Genomic DNA, 19,217 nt, shown 5'->3' with positions numbered 1-19,217 from the left:
CCGTACCCAGTGCCAGAGCTCACCTTCACACTTCCGCCACGGCCACCGTTCAGACTCGACCTGACGGTGTGGGCGCTTCGGCGCCGGCCGCATAATATCGTCGATCGATTCGACGAGAGCGTCTGGCGGCGCATCCTGGTGATCGGCAGGTCGCCGGTCGCGGTCGCAGTCAGGCAGACACGCGGCGGTTCGCGTCCGGAGATCGAAGTGCACGTCAGAGCCGCGCGGCCTCAAGTGGTGAGGGCGGAAGTCTCCGCGATTGTGACCAGGATGCTCGGGTTGGAGCGCGACCTTTCGGACTTCTACCGGCTCGCACGCGGCGATGCGCGCATCCGGGAGCTGGCGGATCGTCTCCGGGGGATGAAGCCGGTGCGCTTCGCCACGGTGTTCGAAGCGTTCGCGAAAGCGGTCGCAGGCCAGCTCGTGTCGCTCAGCGCGGGAATGCACGTGCTGAACCGGCTCACGGAGGCTTGCGGAATGCCCGGCGAGGCTGATGGCGCGACGGTGCCGATGCGATCGTTCCCGGCCACGTCCGCGGTTGCTCGCTCGAATCCCGACGCGTTGCGCGCGCTCGGGCTCAGCCGACAGAAGGGGGAATACCTGATCGGACTTGCGCGGTTGGCGACCGATCGCAAGGACCGCGATTTCGCGTCGATCGAACGGCTCGGGGACGACGCCGCCGTCGCGCGCCTTTCGAGGATTCGTGGCGTGGGCCGCTGGACGGCGGAGTACGTGATGCTGCGCGGTTTCGGCCGAATCAACATTTTCCCGGGCGACGACGTCGGCGGGCGCAACAAACTCTTTGAATGGCTCGGGGTGGACGGCGAGCCCACTTACGACGGCGTGTGGCGTATGCTCGAGCGGTGGCATCCGTACGCCGGACTCATCTATCTTCAATTGATTGTGAACGGACTCGCCGACGACGGCCATTTCGCGCAATCGGCGGGCTGGTAAGGCGACGGGAAGTCCCGAATCACGAAAGTTACAGGCTTGCCGGAGAAATACGATGGAGAAAAAATATATCAATCCAGATACGCTGCTTGCGCCGCGCGGCTATACGCACATCGTGACGATCGCGGGCCCGGCGAAGTTGATTTTCATTTCGGGCCAGGTGGCAGTTGACAAGGACGGCAAGTTGGTAGGGCCGGGAGACTTGAAGACCCAGATTCGCCAGGCGGCGAATAATCTGAAAGCCGCGCTCGCGGCTGCAGGAGCCACCGCGGCCGACATAGTCAAAACCAATACTTACATCGTTAACTACAAGCAGTCTGATTATTCCGCGATGCGCGAGGCCCGCTCCGAACTGTTCCCGGATGGCGAGCCACCGGCCTCGACGCTGGTCGGCGTGACCTCCCTGGCGGTCGAGGGACTAATGGTGGAGATGGAAGCGATCGCGGCCGTGAAGTGAGCGGCCAGCTGCCGCGACTCGGCGAATGTCAGGATTAACCGAAGACTGCCATTATGTTTATAATTCCTTACACTTTGACGCGCTCGAACAGTCAGAGTAAACGATGTTGTGCGTCGGTGGCGGCGCCGGCGGTGGGGAGCTTGACTCGCGGCGGGGAGATACCCGCAAATGATGGAAGAATATAGTGCCGGCAGACGCGCAATCGCTCGTTATGTCTCATCGGGGGATGAGACTTTGAAGAGTCAGGGGAAGAGACGATGAACAGTATCGAGGAACGCTATCGCGCGGCGACTGAAAAATCCGCGCAATTCAACAAGCGCGCCGAGCGCGTGATGCCCGGCGGGGACACCCGCACCACCACCTACTATCGGCCCTACCCGCTCACGCTCAAGCGCGGCGAAGGTCCCTTCCTCTGGGACGTTGACGGCAACAAGTACATCGATCTGATTGGCAACTACACCAGCCTGGTTCACGGCAACGCTTATCCGCCAATCGTCGAGGCGGTGAGCAAGGCGGTTCGCGACGGCAGCTCGTGGCCGGCGCGGTCCGAGGCGCAGATCGAGCTGGCGACTCTGCTGTGCGAGCGCGTCGAATCTGTGGATCGCGTGCGATTTTGCAATTCAGGGACGGAGGCCGGGATGCTCGCGGCACACGTCGCGCGGCGCCTTACCGGCCGCAAGCTCATCCTGATGGCGCGCTACGGCTATCATGGATCGTACGACGATTTGGAAGTCGGGCTGGTCGGCCAGGACGGCGAGCGCACGATGCTCGCCGACTTCGGCGAGGCGACCGTGTTCGAGGCGCTGCTGTCCGAGCGCGGTTCGGAGATCGCGGCCGTGTTTCTCGAGCCGATCCTCGGCTCAGCGGGCATCGTGGAGCCGCCGGCCGAATTTCTCGGGCGCGTTGCCGAAGCGGCGCATAGCGCAGGTGCCATGTTCGTCGTCGATGAGGTGATCACGCTGAGGCTGGCCGAGGGCGGCGGGCAGCAGGTTTTCAACGTCAAGCCGGACCTGACGATGTTCGGAAAGATCATTGGCGGCGGATTCCCGGTCGGAGCGATCGGCGGCAGCGAAGAAGTGATGTCGGCGTTCGACCCGCGCAATCGCGGCAGGATTTTTCATTCAGGCACTTTCAACGGCAATCCGGTAACCTGCACGGCCGGGGTAGTGTCGGTGCGAGAACTCACCCAGGCGCGAATCGACAAAATGGCCACGCAGGCCGAGCGGCTGGCCGCCGAGCTGGCGCGCGCGGCGCGCCAGGCGGGGCTGCCGTTTTCCGTGCGGCATTATGGATCGCTGATGAACCTGTTCTTTCTCAAAGAGCCGCCGCCCGCGACGATCGCCCGCGAGGACGCCCGCGCGATCGCCAGCTTCCATCTGGCGGCGCTCAATCAGGGTTTGTTTCTCACCCCGAGCGGGATGATCGCGCTCTCGACCGTGATCACTGACGAGGTCCTGAGCGATATTTGTGCGCGCGCGGCGAAGGCGATGGCCGACGTCGTGCAGGCCGGCGAGTAGCGGCAGACATCGGGGTCGCAGTGCGGGAGGCGTGCGCGGCAAGTCCGCGTGCGCCTTCGCATTTTTCACATCTTCAGTGCCGGGAAATGCCGTTCACCGTTCACGCCGCCTTCAGTTCCGACGTGCAATGAGGGCATCGCGTGGCGCCGAGCGCAATCGCGCTAAGGCAATATGGACACTCCCTGGTGGTGGGCGGCGCGGGCTTTTCGCCAACCAGGTGATTCACCCATTTGACGAGTAGAAAGACCGCGAACGCGATTATCACGAAGTCGATGATCGTGTTGATGAACAATCCGACGTTCAGCGTCGGCGCGCCCGCAGCCTTCGCTGCCGCGATGGTCGGGTAATGCGTGGACGAAAGATTGATGAACAGGTTTGAGAAATCGACTGCGCCGAGCGCCAGCCCGATCGGCGGCATCAGAATGTCATTGGTAAGCGAGGTTACGATCTTCCCGAACGCGGCGCCGACGACGAAGCCGACCGCGAGATCGATCACGTTGCCCTTGATCGCGAACTGTTTGAACTCTGAGAGTATCGACACGATGCGTCCTCCGTTAGCCACTCAGATTGGTGAGGAGCCTCGCTTACAAAAGCATCGGAGCGCGCCGATGTAAAACGCTCAAACTCGTGGCTGGCTCATTTCCCGATACCCTGCAATTGGATCACCTGGTTCGCATTTCCCGCGTTGTCAAAGATGGTTACCGCGGAGGACACCGCACCCTGCGATGCCGGAGCGAATTCCACGTTGAGCATGCACTTTTCCCTCGGCAGCAGTTGCGCGGGGCAGTTCGTGACACTCCTTGGAAACCCAAATACCTGCGGGCTCGTCGCCGGGACCGTCATCATCGGATTCCCGAAGGCGATCGGCGATCCATTCTTGGCCGGATTGCTTAGTGTCAGCGTTACGCTTTTGAGCTTCCCCACTTTCACTTTGCCAAACTTCTCCGCCAACGGTGTGATCTTCAGCGACTCGGGAACCGCGGTTGGCGTCGATGTGGGCGTAGGTGTAGCCGTTGCGGTCCGGGTGGCAGTCGAAGTGGGCGTCGCAGTCCGGGTGGGGGTCGCAGTCGGGGATGCCGACGACTTAGGTGTGGCAGTCGGACTGGGCGTCGGTCCGGCCGTGCCAAATGCCATCACCAGGTTATGGGCATTGACGGTCCCGATCCCAGTGGCAAAATTCCATCCGTTTGTCGCTGGATACGCGGGCTGATACTCCGAGTTGGAAGTGGACAGCACGCCATTGGTGCCCGACGGCGTGTAACAGTTCTGTGTGCCGGTGCAGTTCATGTCCATATCGCCCTGGGTCACGTCGTAGAAAATGCACGAGCTGGCGACACCGTTGCCAAGCGTGGAGTTGCACGAGGCGCTGCCGGTCGTGCCATACTCGGTATTGGCGAGCGCATAGTAGCTGGGATTCGGATTACCTTGACGGCTCCCGGTCCTTTGGTTTATCAGCGCCTGAACGCCGGCCATGATCGGCGCGGCGAACGACGTTCCGCCAAATCCCGCCCACGTATCGGGCGCAGCCACGCAGAGACTACCGCCATTGCTCACGTCTGAAAAGCAAACCACATAGTAGTGGCCCCAGACTCCGTTGGCCGCGAACAACGAGACGTCGGGGATATCGCGCACACCGTCGCTCGGGTTGCCAAGCACCGATTGCCAGCTCGGCTTGGGCCATCCGGCACAGCTTCCGCTGATGACGCCATCGCTCGTCGGCGTTCCACTGGCGCATCCGCTCGGGCCGCCGCTGCCTGCGATGGTGTTCAGGAAACCCTCTTCGCCCCGCGAGCTGTTGCAGAAGCCACTCGAGCCGTAGGCCGTGCTATAACCGAGAAAGCTGGAGATCAGCCCGCTGGCGCACGAATCGTTCCAGGGAATTTCCGGAATGTAGGAGAGCGCCGAGCCGTAGGCGGCCCCATTCAAGCCGCTCCAGTAGGTGCTGCTCGTGTCGGCGAACGTATCGCCGAAATCGGTACCTCCCACCGACACATTATACGGCGTCGAGGTAAGTCCGCTGACTCCTATGCCGTGGATCGCATTGGTCGAGCCGGCGTCGCAACTGGCCGCACCCTCATCGCCCGACGACACAAACACCGACACGCCCTCGGCAACCGCCTGCTGATATAACAAATTGAAGGCCGCGTTTTGCGCCGCGCCGCTCTCCGCTTCGCACTCGCCATAGCTGATGCTCACGATCGCCGGTGGCGTTCCTGACTCGTTGAGCAAATTCTGCAGCGCGATGAACCCGCCGAACGTGGTGGTGTTGGCGCACGAGGCCAGCTCGATCGCGGCGTTGGGAGCCGCGGCGCTCGCCCATTCCACGTCGACGGCCGCCTCGACGTCGTCGCTATTGACGCCCGGATCGGTGCAGTCGGCGGGATTAACCTGGCTGAGCGAGCCCTCCGGGTAGGTGCTTGCAAGGCCAAATGTTGTACGAAAAGTCGTCCAGTCCGCGGTGCTGTAAACGTCAGTGTCCTCGATCACCACGATCGTCTGTCCCTGGCCGGAATAACCCGCCCCAAACAGCGGGTTGAAGTCATAGATGGTGGCCAGGTCGGCAGGTACGACCAGTTGCATGCCGTCATAGACGCTGTACGCGGGGCGCGCCTTATTCATCGGACGCGGCATGAAGTTGTTGAGTGACACGATACCAACCACCGCCGGCGCCAGCGCGGCCGGAATCTGCGGATCGCTCATGTTGGCGATGTGCTTCTCACCGTTCACCTCGAGATTGTGAATCTCGGTGTGGAAGGCCTCGCGCACCTCGCCCGCGTTGCCCGAGAAATCAATCACCACGCCGTTGGGATAGACCTGGTTGACGATGAAGCCGTGTGATCGAAGCCAGCCCGTGATCTTCGCGAGGTCCTGCCCGGCCAATCCGTATCTCTCTCCGACTTGCTGCGCGGTCAACCAGTGATGGTAGTTCGGCGATTTGGGGTCCTCGAGTTCATCGAGGTACTTTTCGAATGCTTGCTCCTGCTCGGGCGCGCGTCGCAGCTGGAGCATCATGTGGGCCATCGCCATGTCGTCCGCGACCGCGCCGCGATCATTGGCCGCCTTCGCTTCTGGGCGTGTATTGCCCGCGAGCGTGATCAGCGCATTCTTGTCGATCGTAGCGGTGATGAGCGGTGGTGTTCGCGAGCCGGCACTGATAGCGGTCCAGCCACACGTCAGCAGTATCAGGGCGGAGATGGCGCTGAGACTCGCGCCTTTGAAATGCTCTCTCATTGAGTTGCCCCCCAGGACAGCAAGATCGAGCTATTAAGTTGTTACTCGGCGGTCTTCATATGCATTCCTCCTCCAAAGCACCATCCATGCCGCCGGATTTGCCTTCTGATCGCGACGGCATGCGCCGCAATCCGTCTCAAGATGACTGCGGAGTGTCCGCTTATGACTCTAACAAGGAATACGCACGACTCAGGCGCGGCAGGTGCCCTTGAGCAGGACAAGTCGCCTAAGGGAATATCGACGTTCCGAATCGAATTATAGGGTGGTTACGACAGACGACGACGCAACTTGCGTGATGCCTGCGTTCACCGCAGCCATTACCGTCCCAAGCATAATGACTGCGCAAAGGATCGCGGTAAAGATGAAGCCGGCGGTTTTCATTTAAATTCCTCTAACAAGGAATACGCACGGCGGAACCGTTCGTTACGCGAAAAAAAGCCCTTATCCGCTTGGCGATTATGCGGCGGGATCGAGGATATCGGCCCTTCCCAGCGGATCCTTCGCGCCGGTCTGGTTGGCTCCGCCCCCCGAAGTGCCGTGGCGAACGTCGGTGGCGAGGCCGAGCTTCTCCAGCGCCAGGATGACCACGTAACCGGCGTCGGGCTGGCGCCAGTTCCATCCCAGACGCGCAGAACCGGGGCGCGCGTGATGGTTGCGATGCCAATTCTCGCCCTGCAACAGATGCATCAGCGCCAGCCATGTTACGTTGCGGCTGGAATCCTCGCCGACCTTGATGCCCGGTTCGGTGTGGCAAACGCTGTTGACGAAACATTGCGCGTGCAGCGCGAAGCACAAGCGGATCGCGCCCAGCCAGAAAAATGCGGCCGGACTGAAATACAAACCGCCGAGGTATGAGAGCGCGAGGATCGGCGTCTGGAACCATCGCCAGGCCCGATACGAAACTCCGCTGAGATCGGGACAGTAACGATCGACCGGCATCTCGCCAGCCTGCCAAAGCCAGCGTAGATGCGCCCACCAGAAACCGCCCCATATCGGGCTTGAGATGTCGTCCGGGGTGTCAGCCTTGGCGTGATGCAGGCGATGGCCTGCGGCCCAACTGATCGGCGCGCCGGAACCGTTGAACATCGCGAAAAAAATCAGCACTCCACGCACCCACGGATTCAGCGTGAGCGAGCGATGCGCGATCGCGCGATGGTATCCGACCGTGGTGCCCAGTCCGCCGATGAATACCAGCGCTAACGCGCCGAGCAACACCCGCCATCCCGGAATCGGATAAAGCACCAGTCCAATCGCGGCGGTGATATGAATGAGGAAAATCCAGAGCAGTATCGAAAGGTCGCGCCCCGAGGGTGTGTGCCACCATGGCATCTCCCACGGCGCGGCCTGCGTGGTTTTTTCTGTTTGTGCGGTGCTCGTCGTCGTGAAAGCTGATGCCATTCGTCTCCCCACCAATCGTATTTGCCCACACCAGCGCACACGCCTGTTTAGCTGCGCGGATAATGATGCTTCGGGCGGCAGGCGCGCGGGTGTGCGCGTTCCTGGTTGCCGCCAGCATCAGCACATTTTCACTTTTCACCGGGATGCCTTCGATTATAAGGCAGAGAGCGGAATGTGCATGCCGTCGCGGCCCGTCAACCTTACAGGATACTGACGCTGCATGCTACGTCCGATTGCATGAACACGGCCAGCCGCGCTTTGTCATTGGCGAAACCCTGCGCTATGGATCGAGCCACCATGCCATCACAAGTGAAGCAACGAGTTGTACGCGCGTCAAACCTGAATTTCACGGTGCTCGAGATGGGCGATTCAGAAGGTCCCCTGGTGCTGTGCCTGCACGGCTTCCCGGACACTGCTCACTCCTTCCGCCATCAGATGCCCGCGCTGGCCGCGGCGGGATTCCACTGCGTCGCGCCGTTCATGCGCGGTTACTCGCCGACCGAACCCGCGCCCGACGGCCGCTACGACTCGGCGGCGCTGTCGGAGGACGCGCTCGCGCTGATAGCGGCGCTCGGCTACAAGGACGCGATCGTGTTCGGACACGATTGGGGCGCAGTCGCGGCATACGGCGCCGCGGCCGCATCGCCGGATCGAGTGAGCAGGCTGGTCACGTCGGCAGTCCCGTACGGCTCTAAATTTTTCGAAGCGCTCGTGACCAGCTACGCGCAGCAGCGCCGCTCCTGGTACATGTTCTTTTTCCAGACTGCGATTGCCGAGGCCGCGGTGAGTTTCAACGACTTCGCGTTCCTGGAAAAGTGTTGGGCTGACTGGTCGCCGGGATGGAAATGGGCGCCCGAGGACATGGAAGCGCTCAAGCGATGCTTTCGCGCCAAGGGCACGCTCGAGGCCGCCATCGGCTACTATCGCGCCACGCTCGGACCGGTGCTCAGCATGCCGGTCGATCTAAAAATGCTGGCGCCCGCGATGAATATACCGATCAACGTGCCCGCGATGATGATTCATGGGCGCGACGACGGATGCATCGGGGCGGAGACGCTCGACGGGATGGAGAAGCTGTTCCCGAAGGGGTTGAAGATCGAGCTGGTGCCGGGCGCCGGCCATTTCGTGCATCAGGAGCGCCCCGCTCACGTCAACGAACTGGTCCTCAAGTTCCTGAAATCAGTATCCTAAAGTCACCAATAGGAAAGCCGCTCAGCCACCGAATCCGAGCGTGTCCGCGATCCGGGTATATCGGTCGGCCCAGTCGCGCAGGGATCCCAGCTTGCTCGCGACTTCGACCTCGTGGCGCTGGATATATTCCCAGATGATCAGCCGGTCGAGCAGCATGTAGAGGGGAAAGCGTTCGCGGAAACCGGGTCGCGGCGCGCGGAGCCGCAGGTAGGTGGCCAGAAACTCGCGCGCCACCTCCGGATCCTGATCGGAATATTCGGCCGTTATCCGCGACAGATCGGTCTCGCCGTCGCCGAAATAGCATCCCATGAAGTCGAAGACTCCGCTGACCTGCCATCCATCGGGTGTCCGGCTCAGTACTACATTGCCTTCCTTGTAGTCCTCCATCGTGAAGCACGGAGTAAAAGGTACTGCTAACGCGGCGTTGGCGCGTTCGATCAATTCTTCGGCCCACTCGACATCAGCCGTCGTCGTGCGATTGCTCGCGGTATGCGCTCGTTGGAGGATGCGGCGGATGCGCGCGGTGACCAGCTCGCGATGCGACGGGGGCGCAATCACTTCAGCGTAGCCGTTATTGAAGGGCCAATCGGCGTGATCCTTTACCGGCACCGCTCTGACGATATCCAGGTCCGGATCGTAGCGCGCGCAGTAAGGCATTGTGACCTGCTGCATCGCGACGAGGTTGTATGCCATCGCCCGCGCAATCGCGCGCAGCTCGGCGCCGGTCAGCTCGCGTCGCACTTTGCGATCAGTGATCTGCAACCCCGGCATCCGGGGCATGATCACGTAGCTCCAGGGGAAAAAATCGCAAGCATCATCAATCTGGTATGGCCATGGCACGGGCACGCTCGTCCGCTCGTGGAGCAGGCGAGTGAAGAAACGCTCGGTCGGAAACTGAGCAGGTCCAGGCGGTGCACCGCGGAACACAAACTCGCCCGCGCTCGAGGTGACGAACAGGTTTTGCCCGAACAGGCCCAACGGCACCGGCTCGACCGTCAGCAAATCGCCCAACTCGAAGCGAGTGAGCGCGCGGCTCAGCTGGCCGTGGTTAATCGGCCCGAGCCGTTTCGAAGTTTCGTAAATTCGCTGAGGCATCGAAGCCGGACCCTCCTGCCGGCAACGTGAGGGCACTGGGTCAAGACATCGCGCACCCTGGGTAGTGTCCTAATTTGAAATTTTGAGGTTGATTTATGAAAAACAAACAGTCCATCACCGACAGGCTGATCGCCGTACTGGACGGCCTGACAATCGACGAAGCGACCGGCGAACTGAAAAGCGCGATAAATGCGCTTCAGGTTTCGCAGGTTGTCCGAAGTCAAGTGTGTAACGTAGGCCCAGAACTCAAACCGACGATCAAGGCCCCCAAATCTTCAGTAATTGAGAGGACCGCGCCGATACCTGGTACGACATGATTGAGAGTGACTTCAGTGTACTCTGTGTGCTCGGTCGCACGCCTGCTGGCATAGAGAATGTGATCGCGATTCAGCAGAACTTCGTTGTTTCCGGTCACGCCAACTCTGTGAACGATCATCAGGTTTGCCATTTGAGTGTTTCTCTCCTCTTGGGATTCATGCGTTATCGTGGCATACTCAGTGTATGCGTAACCGGTCACGAAGGCGAGAACCCGAGGATATAAACCAGATAGCGGCTCGGATCGTGCGGGACTCTACCGAACCCGATCTAAGCAATGAAGAGGAGCGGAAACGGCTGGCGCGAGCGCTTGGACGGTTGGGAGGCTTGAAAGGTGGCCCAGCGAGGGCAGCAAAACTCAGCAAAGCCGAAAGGCACGAAAGCGCGATCAAGGCAGCCCGCGCACGATGGAGCAAATCGCGCGAATCTTGAAAAAGTGCCTCAAGCTAAACTTACCGTCAGTCGGACTGCTACTCTTCTCGACAAACTCTTTAAGGGTTTGATCGATATGTCGGACTACGCCGATAAGCCCGCGCACGAGCGAGAAATCGCTTTTCGGTCTCGCGCCCTTGCGGCTCTTTGCATCAAGGAATTATCGGGCGCTGACGAAAAGGTAGCCGGTGCGGCTGTTACCGATGGGTATGAGGATGGCGGGGTTGACGCTTTGTATTTTGACCAAGCCACGGACGCGCTTCTATTCGTTGAATCCAAATGGAGCGAAGAAGGCAATAAACCCATCAATGGGAAGTCCAAATCAACCGCTGACTTTGTGGATAGTATCTGCCTTCTGTTGGCTGAGAAATTTGACCGCTTCAACGATAAGATTAAAAAAAAGGAAGCGGAACTTCTTGCGGCGCTTCACGCAGACCGAAATATCCGAATCATTCTTGTGGCCGCGCACACGGCGTTGCAGCCTATGGGGCATGCGAAACTAAAAATCGAAGACCTAATTGAACGACTGAACAGCGACGGCATCCCAATCGCGTCAGCGGAATACTTTGACCTGGTGCGCGTCTATCAGTGTGTCACCAAGGGTTCTGAGCCGTCTCCGATTGAATTGACGGTCACTCTTCGAGACTGGGGAGTGGTTGACAGCCCGCATTTGGCTTACATGGGGAAGGTGCATGTTCTTGAAGTTGCTCAATGGTGGAAAAAACATGATCGTGCCCTTTCTTATAGAAATCTTCGCTATCCGCTTCAAAGTTCAGAGGTAAACGAGGCGCTTAGAAAAACGCTAACTACAGCGCCGGAGAATTTCTGGTACTTCAACAATGGAATCACCATTGTTTGCAACTCAATCGACAGAAGTCTCGCAAATGCTGGTGATCGGCGTGTCGGTGTATTCCGTTGCTCAGACGTGAGCATTGTAAACGGCGCGCAGACGGTTGGAATGATCGGTGCGACGTTTCGCAATGCCAACCCCGCAGATTCGGCAGTAGAAACCTCCGGCATGCAGGGTTGGGTGCAAGTACGGATTATTAGATGCCCCGCTGGATTCGACCGGCAAATTACGCAAGCTACGAATTTCCAAAATGCCGTTGGTCGAAGAGATTTTGCCGCTACGGATCCTGTCCAACATCGGCTGGCCACAGAGTTTGCATTGGACGGTCGAAAGTACGTCTTTAAGTCAGGAGATACAGATCCTCAAGGAGAGGCTGGATGCAGCATTACTGAAGCGACGCAAGCATTGGCATGCGCTCAATCCGATGTTGGTTTGGCGGTATTGGTTAAGCGAAATATCGGAGAGCTGTGGCGAGACATTCAGGACAAGCCATACACGGATCTGTTTGATGAAGCTCTGACGGGCGTCACAGTATGGAGATTGGTTCAAGTGATGCGGACCGTTGAAACCGAACTTCGTACACTCCGACAAGCTGAAGTGATCCGAGCCGATCTGATCGGTGTTCATTTGCACCGAATTATCTTGCATCTTGTTTTTCAGGATCCGCAGGTAAAGCCGCTAAATCATGATGACTGGGAACCCGACAAGTTGCTTGAAGCTGTGCGTGGAGCAACAAAGAGAATTTTTCCTCGGGTTGCTGAATATCTTGAGCAAAATCACAAGACCGAATATCTGGCAACGCTCGCCAAGAACACCGAGAAATGCAGAAAATTGGCAGATTGGTTCAAACCAGCGGTCATTCGGACGCCTAAAGACCCAGAGCAGATTCATCTTTTCGATAAACCCTCTTGACATTGCCTGACCGGTCACGCATAATCTCATCCATGAACACGCTGAACATGAACGAGCGATGCCGCATTGTTGCGGCTTTGGTAGAGGGCAACAGCTTTCGCAGCATCGAACGGATGACCGGAATCCACCGCGATACGATCATGCGGCTGATGGTTCGCGTCGGCAATGGTTGCGCGCGTCTGATGGACGAACAAATGCGCAATCTTCGATGCGAGCGTCTTCAACTCGATGAGTTGTGGGCATTCGTCGGCATGAAGCAAAAGCGCGCATCTCAACTCGCTGAACGTGGCGAGTTTGGCGATGCCTATACGTTTGTGGCGCTCGATGCTGATACGAAGCTGGTTCCCTGCTTTCATGTTGGACGGCGAACATGGACCGATACCGCGATCTTTATTGACGATTTACGCTCACGGATCCTGAATCGACCGCAAATCACAACTGATGCGTTTGCTGCTTATTACGGCTCGATCCGTCGCGCGTTCAATTCAGAGGTCGATTACGCTCAATTATTCAAAGTGTTTGCGTCAGAGACGAATGCCGGTCGCGGTCGCTACTCGCCTCCTGAAATGGTCAGGAGCGAGAAGGAGGTACTTATAGGCGATCCGGATCCGGAGCATGTTTCAACAAGTTTTGTCGAGCGCCAGAATCTATCTGTCCGAATGGAATGCCGTCGATTCACCCGGCTGACTAACGCTTTCAGCAAGAAACTGGCGAATCTCAAGGCGTCTGTGGCGCTTCACTACGCGCATTACAATTTCGTCCGGATTCACCGGACGCTCAGGATGACGCCCGCGATGGCCGCTGGCGTGACAGATCGGCTGTGGTCGGTCAGCGAGTTGATTGAGGCGACAGGATCCGAAGAGCAAATAGCGGCTTGAGCCGTCAAATTAGGACACTACCGCACCCTGCTCTCCCCTTTACCTTTCTAACAGGTACGAAGTCCCGCATCTTCTCTTATCTTAATACTGGGTGCAGGGCCCGCGCCCGCCAACGGCGGGTGGCCTGAACATTGGGTGCAGGGCTCAGCCCTGCGGTGCAGGGGTCACTGCTGCCGCGCAGCCGCCCGTGTCATTCTAGAGCGAAAGTTGCTGTAGCGAAGAATCCCGGATCCGGGTTCCTTCGCTTCGCTCAGGATGACTCAAAAAAAAGTCCTAACAGGCCGTCAGGCCGCATCTTTTCTTTTCACTGGGTGCAGGGGCCAGCCCTGCCCATTGCGTAGTCGCGAAAAGATGCGCTGCGCAGATTTTCGCGTCTTCTCACTGTGGGTGCAGGGGTCACCCCTGCCCAAGTAGGTGCGGAACCCACGGTGGGTTCCGCATTTAATTACGTTCCTCCGTTGGCGGGGCGGGCGGGGCGGCGGCGCCATCTTGAGGCGCCGCCGCGGGCGGGTTGCCGAGCAACCCATAAGCCGTCACCGCGAAGAAGACGGCGAGGTTGATCGAAGCAGCCGCGATCAGCGCGGCGTTCGGATGGTCGGGGAAATATGACGAGGTGTCGCTGAGGTGCTTGATGTACATGAGGTTGAACAGGAACGTCGCGCTTGCGACGGCGAAGATCGAAGTGAGAAAGCCGCTCTCCAGCGCGATCGGAATCAGAAATACGATCGGGTAATAAAGATATCGCTCATGCATCCGGGGCGCGAACATGAAGAATCCGAATAGCGCGACGAAGATCGCCAGCATCGCGCCGCCAGCGGACCGCGCGCGCCAGATCAGATACGACGCGATCAGGTAAACCGCACACGTCAGCGAAAGGCCGAATGCGCTGTAGGAAACGCCGCCGAAGATCTTGTCGGTGTCGGCCGTGCCCATCCCGCCGATCAAGCCCATGAAATTGAACGCGCCCACTGAAGCTTCGCTGAATCGCGTGCCGAGATCCTTATATACGTTGACTATCCAATCCCACGAATGCCCGAGTTGGTACGGCATGATTCCAATTGCAACCGTGCCCAGGAATGCGCCCGCGGACCATCCGCATTCGGCCACGCCCGCGTTGAACAGCGTCCACAGTCCCAGCGGCGGCATGAATGCGATCGCTTGCGGCTTGGCCAGGATCGCGATCGCGGCCGCACTCCATCCCAGCCGATAGCGGCCGGTCAGGATCAGGATCGCGGCGGCGATCATTGGCAGCGCGACGATCGAATCGCTCTGGCCCCATACCACCGTATCGAAGATAAGCGCCGGGTTAAGCGCGAACAGCAGCATTACCACCATCGCGCGCAAGCCGCGTCCGTCGCGCCACGCCGCAAAGTACAGCGTCAGCCCGATAAAAAGATCGGCAATCAACGGCGGCGCCTCGACGATCACACGGAAACCGTTTGCGGTCGGCTCGATCAACCTGCCGATCCATCCTGAGAGCCACAACAGGTACAGCGACCCGGGCGGATAGGCGTCAACCGGCAGGCCGGGATCGTAAATTCGCGAGGGGCCCAGCACGGTGGCCAGCAACGCGCGATTGGTCTTCGCCCAGATGTCCCAGTAGTAGCCGGTGAAATGAAATAGCGCGGCAAACTTGACCGCGGTGATCGCGAGCATGAGGCCGGCAGGGAGCATCCACGCCCATCGCCCGGCCGCAAGCCCCGGCCGCCATATTACGGCGAGCGCCCATCCCAGCATCCCCAGCAGGATCAGGCCCGATACGACGCCCGTCGCGCGGATCGAGACTCTGCCGTCGGGCTGACGTAGCTCGTCCTTATAATGGTAGCGAATCAAGGCGAGATCGAATGCGCGCACGCCGCGCGACTGCGGCCTCGCAACGGCGGCCACCTTAATATTGCGAAATGACGCGCGACCCGCATCCGGGAAACCCTCCGCACCGAGCTGGCATAGCAATTCAGTCGAATCGCCCCATCGATCTTCCTTGAGAAAGAACGAGAGTTTCTGCCAGCCCGTCGTGCCGTGCAGATGCGTCGAGATGAGCTTGATTCCGTCGTAGGTACTGACCGCTATATTCGCGCCGCCGGCGCGCGGCAGTGCACCCTCGACGCGTACCTCGGCGCTGATTTCGTAAATCCCGGGCCGTAGTATCAGCGCCTGATGCCAGCTCGCGTAGTTCGGATTCAGATTGGAGATTCCAAGCGCGCCGCCCTCGGCCGCTGTATAGGTCCATGAAAACTTGCTCAGCTTCCGGTCGGAAGACAGCGCGTACCAATCAGCCGGCGCGCCGTCGAAGCCGGCAGCCAGCTCGCCGTTGTTTACCAGGTTGGTCTGAGCGTTGGCGTAAATCGGCCTCCAGAGCCATGATGCGCACATTGCGAGCGCCGCAACCGCGATTAATCGCCACATTGTTCGATCGAATCCGATGCCGTGACGGGTACTGATCCCTGCGCATCCAATCAAGTCTCAATATGCACATGCAAGACCTGATGCGGTTCACGCGCCCGCCGACTAGGATGGGCCGTAACCGGCTCGAGAACCAGGGGAGGTATTCACGATGGCGGATAAATCACGCGGCGCCACTCTTACGATCTTCGCACTGCTGTTCGCAGTTCTCGCGATATCCAACTTCCTCAAACCGTTTCATCTTGACCCCAATGAGGGCTTCGTTTTTCTGGGCACCAAGCTGACCGGCACCGGCAACGCGATCATGGGTCCGCTGTTCGGGTTCCTCCTCTTGGTATATGCATACGGCATCTGGGCGATGCGAAAGTTTGCATTGCCGATCGCGTACATTTTTTTGCTCTGGGTGCTGCTCAACATGACTCTGTTCGCTGTCAAGAACCAAAGCGCGCAGCCGTTCGCTGCCAACCTTGTCGCCGCCATAGTCGGGATTGGCGTTCCGCTCGCGTCAGTGAGCGTTCTGTATCGCCGTCGCGCCGATCTCACAGGAATCTCCGGCGGAGGTATTCACGATGCCAAATAAATCACGCGGCGCCGCGCTCACGATCTTCGCGATCCTGCTCGCACTGATGGCGGTTTCCAATTTCGGCAAGCCATTCTCGCATAATCCCGGCGTCGGCTTCGTATTCTTCGGCACGCGGCTTTCGGGCATGGCCAACCTGATCGTCGCTCCGATTTTCGGGATCATCCTTAGCGTGTACGTGTACGGAATCTTCGCGATGCGCAAGTTTGCACTGCCGATCGGGATCTTTTACGCGGCATATGTGATCCTCAACATGCCCCTGTTCATCCTGACGTACCACGGCAGCGCGGTGATGCAGGAGCACTCGTGGGCCTACCTTGTACCCTACCCATTCGTCGCGATCGGCGTGTCGTCGGGTGCCGCCGTGCTTCTCTATCGCCGCAAAGCCGACCTCGCATGACCCAGTCGCGGCTCGCATCTGGCGATTCCTTGGCGGTAGAATTGCCCTTGGCCGCGCCCGGTCCGGCCACGCGGCTCCGCGAGGTGCTCAGATGAAACGATCGCGCGATGGATCGATCATTGGACGACGCGAATTCCTCAAACGAGGCGTGCTTGCCGGCGTGGGCGTGTCGATCCTGCCGCTGGCCGGCGCCGCCGGCGCATCGGTCGAGGCGGCGCCGCAGGTTCGCCGCTACTCGACGCTTGGCCGCACCGGCCTCAAGATTTCTGACATCTCATTCGGCTCCAGCCGCCTGAGCGCCGGAGACGAAGACCTGGTCCGTCACGCATTTGATCGCGGGATCAACTATTTTGACTCGGCCGATACGTACAGCGGCGGCGAATCCGAAACTACGATCGGCAACGCGCTCAAGGGCAAGCGCGACAAGGTGTTCCTGACCTCGAAGACGATGGCGCGCGCGGACGACAGCCGCGGTTCGATGATGACCGCGCTCGAAACGAGTCTACGCCGCCTGCAGACCGATCACGTTGACGTGTACTTCAACCATGCGGTCAACGATCCGGCGCGGCTGAAAAATCCCGAGTGGTACGAATTCGTCTCGCAGGCGCGCAGCCAGGGCAAAATTCGGTTCACTGGGATGTCGGGACACGCGGGGAATCTGGCCGAATGCCTCGACTACGCGATCGACAGCGGCCACTGCGACGTAATCCTGTGCGCGCACAACTTCGGCCAGGACCCGCGCTTCTTCCAGCGCTTCACCCGCAACTTCGATATGATCGCGATTCAGCCCGAGTTGCCGCGCCTGATGGAAAAGGCCAAGCGCCACGGCGTCGGCGTGGTCGTGATGAAGACCCTGATGGGCGCGCGCCTGAACGATATGCGCCCGTATGAATCCGGCGGCGCCACCTTCTCGCAGGCGGCGTTTCGATGGGTATTGTCAAATCCCAACGTGGACGCGCTGATCGTTACGATGACGAGCCGCGCCCTCATCGACGAATATCTGGGCGCATCGGGAGCGCGCGCAACTGCGGCGCAGGATCTTCCGCTGTTGAATCGCTACGCGAGTCTCAACGGCGATTCGCAGTGCCGTCCCGCGTGCAACGAGTGCGCGGATGCATGCCCCTACGGCGTGCCGATCGCCGACGTGATGCGCACGCGGATGTATGCTCGAGACTACGGCGATATCCGCCTCGCACGCAGCGAATACGCGATGCTCTCGGGGAACGCCGCGGCGTGTCTCAGTTGCGACGCGAAGCCGTGCGCGGGAGCGTGTCCGCACGGCATCGCGACGGAAGTGCTGCTCGCGGCCACGCATCGCATGCTCGTGTAGCCGTTCGGGGCCGCTGCTTTCGACGAACGAATGCCACGCTAGCCTTTCTGAATCATGACCTCGGTGGCCTTGATGACGGCGGTCACCTTGTCGCCCTTCTTCAGGTGAAGTTCTTCCGCGCTCTTCCTGGTAATGACCGACTCGACGATATTGTCTCCGACCTTGACCGTGATGAGCGCGGTAACGGTCCCAAGAATTACCTCGGTAACTTCGCCCTTCAGATGATTGCGAGCGCTGAGTGCCATGAATATATTCTCCTCACGTAGCTTTCGGCCCCAGCAAATGTGAGCGCGGGGTCTCGATACGCTTGTCGGCCGGGACTCGACCCTATCGCCGGCGTTCAATCACCGCAAATCGCGCCAATCCGGACGCCGCATGCTCAGAACGGAATCCGCGCGGTCAGGATTACGTTGTGGTTGTATTTTTCATGATACGTCACCGCAACCTGGTAGCCGGCGCCGAACGTCAGGCCGATGCGGTCGTGAATCGGAATCCGCCCGATCAAAATCCCGGGCGTGAGATAGAGCGTGCTGTGCCCGGTGTCGCCGCCGTACGATTGCCAGGTGTAGTTCGTTTCAAACTCCGGCCAGAAATATTTGCAGATGCGATACTGGAAGGCGGTATTCCACGCCACCGGCATCCCCAGCCGGTCCAGAGTGTCGTGACCGCCATTGGGAAACGTGACACCGACCGTCGATTGGACTGAGAAGTCGCCGAAGCCTTTGCCGGCCGCCAGGGTCGGCGTGAAGAGCGCGTGCCCGTTGCCGTTGACGTTCGAGCCGGTCGGCACGCTGAACCCCATGAAGGCGGTGACGATGTAATTGTCGTGCTCCTCGTTGGACGAGAGCAGCCGCACCTTCACCAGGAACGGCCAGTCGCCGAAGCCGTCGGTGTTCTTCGGCGTGTTGCGATTCAGGAACGGCGGGATTCCGACTATGATTTCAGTAGCTTGAAACGGGATGAGCTCAATTCCCTTGCCGTTGCCGAAGTTGTCGGTCGCCACGCCGTTCTTCGACGACTCGAATAGCTGGTCGTAGCGCACCTCCTCTTCCAGCCGGGGGGTGACGGTCACCAGCGGAGTTACCCAGTGCGGCTGCTCGCTCTGGATTTGAGTGACACGTGGGAACCAGTTCAGGAAGTAGTCCTCTATCGCAGACCCAAATGAAGCGCTACTTTGCGCTCGACACGGCGTCGCCACGGCGAGCGCGACCGCCAGAATGATTGTTGAACAGACCGCACGCGGAACTATGAACGGAGTATGAAGCTTTTTCATAATG

The 19,217-nt window shown here is 59.6% G+C and carries 17 protein-coding genes; 10 read left to right on the top strand and 7 right to left on the bottom strand.

Annotated elements, in window-relative coordinates; genetic code table 11:
- The first annotated feature begins 9 nt into the window (after nucleotides 1-9).
- From ABSB13_RS02185 to ABSB13_RS02175, 3 genes are all read left to right on the top strand, one after another.
- A complete protein-coding gene (locus ABSB13_RS02185; RefSeq protein WP_428105132.1) occupies nucleotides 10-954 on the top strand; it encodes a DNA-3-methyladenine glycosylase family protein in 945 nt (314 codons plus the stop codon).
- A 52-nt stretch (nucleotides 955-1,006) separates the two neighbouring features.
- Nucleotides 1,007-1,408 carry a RidA family protein gene (locus ABSB13_RS02180; protein WP_428105130.1) on the top strand — a complete coding sequence of 134 codons (402 nt, stop codon included), beginning with the start codon at nucleotides 1,007-1,009 and terminating at the stop codon, nucleotides 1,406-1,408.
- A gap of 257 nt (nucleotides 1,409-1,665) precedes the next feature.
- Nucleotides 1,666-2,925: an aspartate aminotransferase family protein gene (locus ABSB13_RS02175; RefSeq protein WP_428105128.1), complete on the top strand. Its 1,260-nt coding sequence runs from the start codon at nucleotides 1,666-1,668 to the stop codon at nucleotides 2,923-2,925.
- Between the two features lie 100 nt (nucleotides 2,926-3,025).
- Here the strand turns inward: ABSB13_RS02175 and mscL are convergent, their stop codons facing one another.
- The 3 genes from mscL to ABSB13_RS02160 form a co-directional block, all read right to left on the bottom strand.
- Nucleotides 3,026-3,460 (bottom strand): large conductance mechanosensitive channel protein MscL, encoded by a 435-nt coding sequence (mscL, locus tag ABSB13_RS02170; RefSeq protein ID WP_428105198.1) that lies wholly within the window; start codon nucleotides 3,458-3,460, stop codon nucleotides 3,026-3,028.
- Between the two features lie 101 nt (nucleotides 3,461-3,561).
- Complete coding sequence (locus ABSB13_RS02165) at nucleotides 3,562-6,156, bottom strand: protease pro-enzyme activation domain-containing protein (RefSeq protein WP_428105126.1); 2,595 nt, start codon at nucleotides 6,154-6,156, stop codon at nucleotides 3,562-3,564.
- A gap of 456 nt (nucleotides 6,157-6,612) precedes the next feature.
- Complete coding sequence (locus tag ABSB13_RS02160; protein WP_428105124.1) at nucleotides 6,613-7,554, bottom strand: acyl-CoA desaturase; 942 nt, start codon at nucleotides 7,552-7,554, stop codon at nucleotides 6,613-6,615.
- 297 nt (nucleotides 7,555-7,851) lie between these two features.
- On the opposite strand from ABSB13_RS02160, the gene ABSB13_RS02155 reads away from it, so the two are divergent.
- Nucleotides 7,852-8,745 (top strand): alpha/beta fold hydrolase, encoded by an 894-nt coding sequence (locus ABSB13_RS02155; RefSeq protein ID WP_428105122.1) that lies wholly within the window; start codon nucleotides 7,852-7,854, stop codon nucleotides 8,743-8,745.
- A 21-nt stretch (nucleotides 8,746-8,766) separates the two neighbouring features.
- Here the strand turns inward: ABSB13_RS02155 and ABSB13_RS02150 are convergent, their stop codons facing one another.
- Entirely contained in the window at nucleotides 8,767-9,840 is a 1,074-nt protein-coding gene (locus ABSB13_RS02150; RefSeq protein ID WP_428105120.1) for a phosphotransferase family protein, read from the bottom strand.
- A 95-nt stretch (nucleotides 9,841-9,935) separates the two neighbouring features.
- Here ABSB13_RS02150 and ABSB13_RS02145 point away from each other — a divergent pair, with 95 nt between their 5' ends.
- The 3 genes from ABSB13_RS02145 (at nucleotide 9,936) to ABSB13_RS02135 (ending at nucleotide 13,227) form a co-directional block, all read left to right on the top strand.
- Entirely contained in the window at nucleotides 9,936-10,157 is a 222-nt protein-coding gene (locus ABSB13_RS02145) for a hypothetical protein (RefSeq protein WP_428105118.1), read from the top strand.
- Nucleotides 10,158-10,489: 332 nt separating this feature from the next.
- Nucleotides 10,490-12,349, top strand: coding sequence for an AIPR family protein (locus tag ABSB13_RS02140; RefSeq protein WP_428105117.1), 1,860 nt, complete (start codon nucleotides 10,490-10,492; stop codon nucleotides 12,347-12,349).
- Between the two features lie 32 nt (nucleotides 12,350-12,381).
- A complete protein-coding gene (locus tag ABSB13_RS02135; RefSeq protein ID WP_428105115.1) occupies nucleotides 12,382-13,227 on the top strand; it encodes an IS1 family transposase in 846 nt (281 codons plus the stop codon).
- Between the two features lie 441 nt (nucleotides 13,228-13,668).
- Here ABSB13_RS02135 and ABSB13_RS02130 read toward each other — a convergent pair whose 3' ends face one another.
- Nucleotides 13,669-15,633: a hypothetical protein gene (locus ABSB13_RS02130; protein WP_428105113.1), complete on the bottom strand. Its 1,965-nt coding sequence runs from the start codon at nucleotides 15,631-15,633 to the stop codon at nucleotides 13,669-13,671.
- Between the two features lie 148 nt (nucleotides 15,634-15,781).
- Between ABSB13_RS02130 and ABSB13_RS02125 the strand changes: the two genes are divergently transcribed.
- The 3 genes from ABSB13_RS02125 to ABSB13_RS02115 all read left to right on the top strand — a co-directional run bounded on the left by ABSB13_RS02125 (nucleotide 15,782) and on the right by ABSB13_RS02115 (nucleotide 17,940).
- Nucleotides 15,782-16,210, top strand: a complete 429-nt coding sequence (locus ABSB13_RS02125; RefSeq protein ID WP_428105111.1) for a hypothetical protein — start codon at nucleotides 15,782-15,784, stop codon at nucleotides 16,208-16,210.
- Nucleotides 16,200-16,610: a hypothetical protein gene (locus tag ABSB13_RS02120; protein ID WP_428105109.1), complete on the top strand. Its 411-nt coding sequence runs from the start codon at nucleotides 16,200-16,202 to the stop codon at nucleotides 16,608-16,610. The genes ABSB13_RS02125 and ABSB13_RS02120 overlap by 11 nt, the downstream gene beginning before the upstream one ends.
- A gap of 91 nt (nucleotides 16,611-16,701) precedes the next feature.
- Nucleotides 16,702-17,940: an aldo/keto reductase gene (locus tag ABSB13_RS02115; protein WP_428105107.1), complete on the top strand. Its 1,239-nt coding sequence runs from the start codon at nucleotides 16,702-16,704 to the stop codon at nucleotides 17,938-17,940.
- A gap of 38 nt (nucleotides 17,941-17,978) precedes the next feature.
- Here ABSB13_RS02115 and ABSB13_RS02110 read toward each other — a convergent pair whose 3' ends face one another.
- Nucleotides 17,979-18,185, bottom strand: coding sequence for a TOBE domain-containing protein (locus tag ABSB13_RS02110; protein WP_428105105.1), 207 nt, complete (start codon nucleotides 18,183-18,185; stop codon nucleotides 17,979-17,981).
- Between the two features lie 134 nt (nucleotides 18,186-18,319).
- The gene (locus ABSB13_RS02105) at nucleotides 18,320-19,213 is read right to left on the bottom strand and encodes a transporter (protein ID WP_428105104.1); all 894 of its coding nucleotides are present in this window, start codon (nucleotides 19,211-19,213) and stop codon (nucleotides 18,320-18,322) included.
- Nucleotides 19,214-19,217 lie beyond the last annotated feature (4 nt).

The sequence above is a fragment of the Binatus sp. (SeqCode) genome, from assembly GCF_050013435.1.
In the GTDB taxonomy this organism is placed as follows: domain Bacteria; phylum Desulfobacterota; class Binatia; order Binatales; family Binataceae; genus Binatus.
Note: the sequence above shows the minus strand (reverse complement) of the source record. Positions and strands in the feature narration are given on the sequence as shown.

Coding starts and splice junctions, on each gene's coding strand:
- ABSB13_RS02180 (WP_428105130.1), top strand. CDS start 1,007: ATGGAGAAAAAATATATCAATCCAGATACGCTGCTTGCGCCGCGCGGC.
- ABSB13_RS02175 (WP_428105128.1), top strand. CDS start 1,666: ATGAACAGTATCGAGGAACGCTATCGCGCGGCGACTGAAAAATCCGCG.
- ABSB13_RS02165 (WP_428105126.1), bottom strand. CDS start 6,156: ATGAGAGAGCATTTCAAAGGCGCGAGTCTCAGCGCCATCTCCGCCCTG.
- ABSB13_RS02160 (WP_428105124.1), bottom strand. CDS start 7,554: ATGGCATCAGCTTTCACGACGACGAGCACCGCACAAACAGAAAAAACC.
- ABSB13_RS02155 (WP_428105122.1), top strand. CDS start 7,852: ATGCCATCACAAGTGAAGCAACGAGTTGTACGCGCGTCAAACCTGAAT.
- ABSB13_RS02150 (WP_428105120.1), bottom strand. CDS start 9,840: ATGCCTCAGCGAATTTACGAAACTTCGAAACGGCTCGGGCCGATTAAC.
- ABSB13_RS02145 (WP_428105118.1), top strand. CDS start 9,936: ATGAAAAACAAACAGTCCATCACCGACAGGCTGATCGCCGTACTGGAC.
- ABSB13_RS02135 (WP_428105115.1), top strand. CDS start 12,382: ATGAACACGCTGAACATGAACGAGCGATGCCGCATTGTTGCGGCTTTG.
- ABSB13_RS02130 (WP_428105113.1), bottom strand. CDS start 15,633: ATGTGGCGATTAATCGCGGTTGCGGCGCTCGCAATGTGCGCATCATGG.
- ABSB13_RS02125 (WP_428105111.1), top strand. CDS start 15,782: ATGGCGGATAAATCACGCGGCGCCACTCTTACGATCTTCGCACTGCTG.
- ABSB13_RS02120 (WP_428105109.1), top strand. CDS start 16,200: ATGCCAAATAAATCACGCGGCGCCGCGCTCACGATCTTCGCGATCCTG.
- ABSB13_RS02115 (WP_428105107.1), top strand. CDS start 16,702: ATGAAACGATCGCGCGATGGATCGATCATTGGACGACGCGAATTCCTC.
- ABSB13_RS02110 (WP_428105105.1), bottom strand. CDS start 18,185: ATGGCACTCAGCGCTCGCAATCATCTGAAGGGCGAAGTTACCGAGGTA.
- ABSB13_RS02105 (WP_428105104.1), bottom strand. CDS start 19,213: ATGAAAAAGCTTCATACTCCGTTCATAGTTCCGCGTGCGGTCTGTTCA.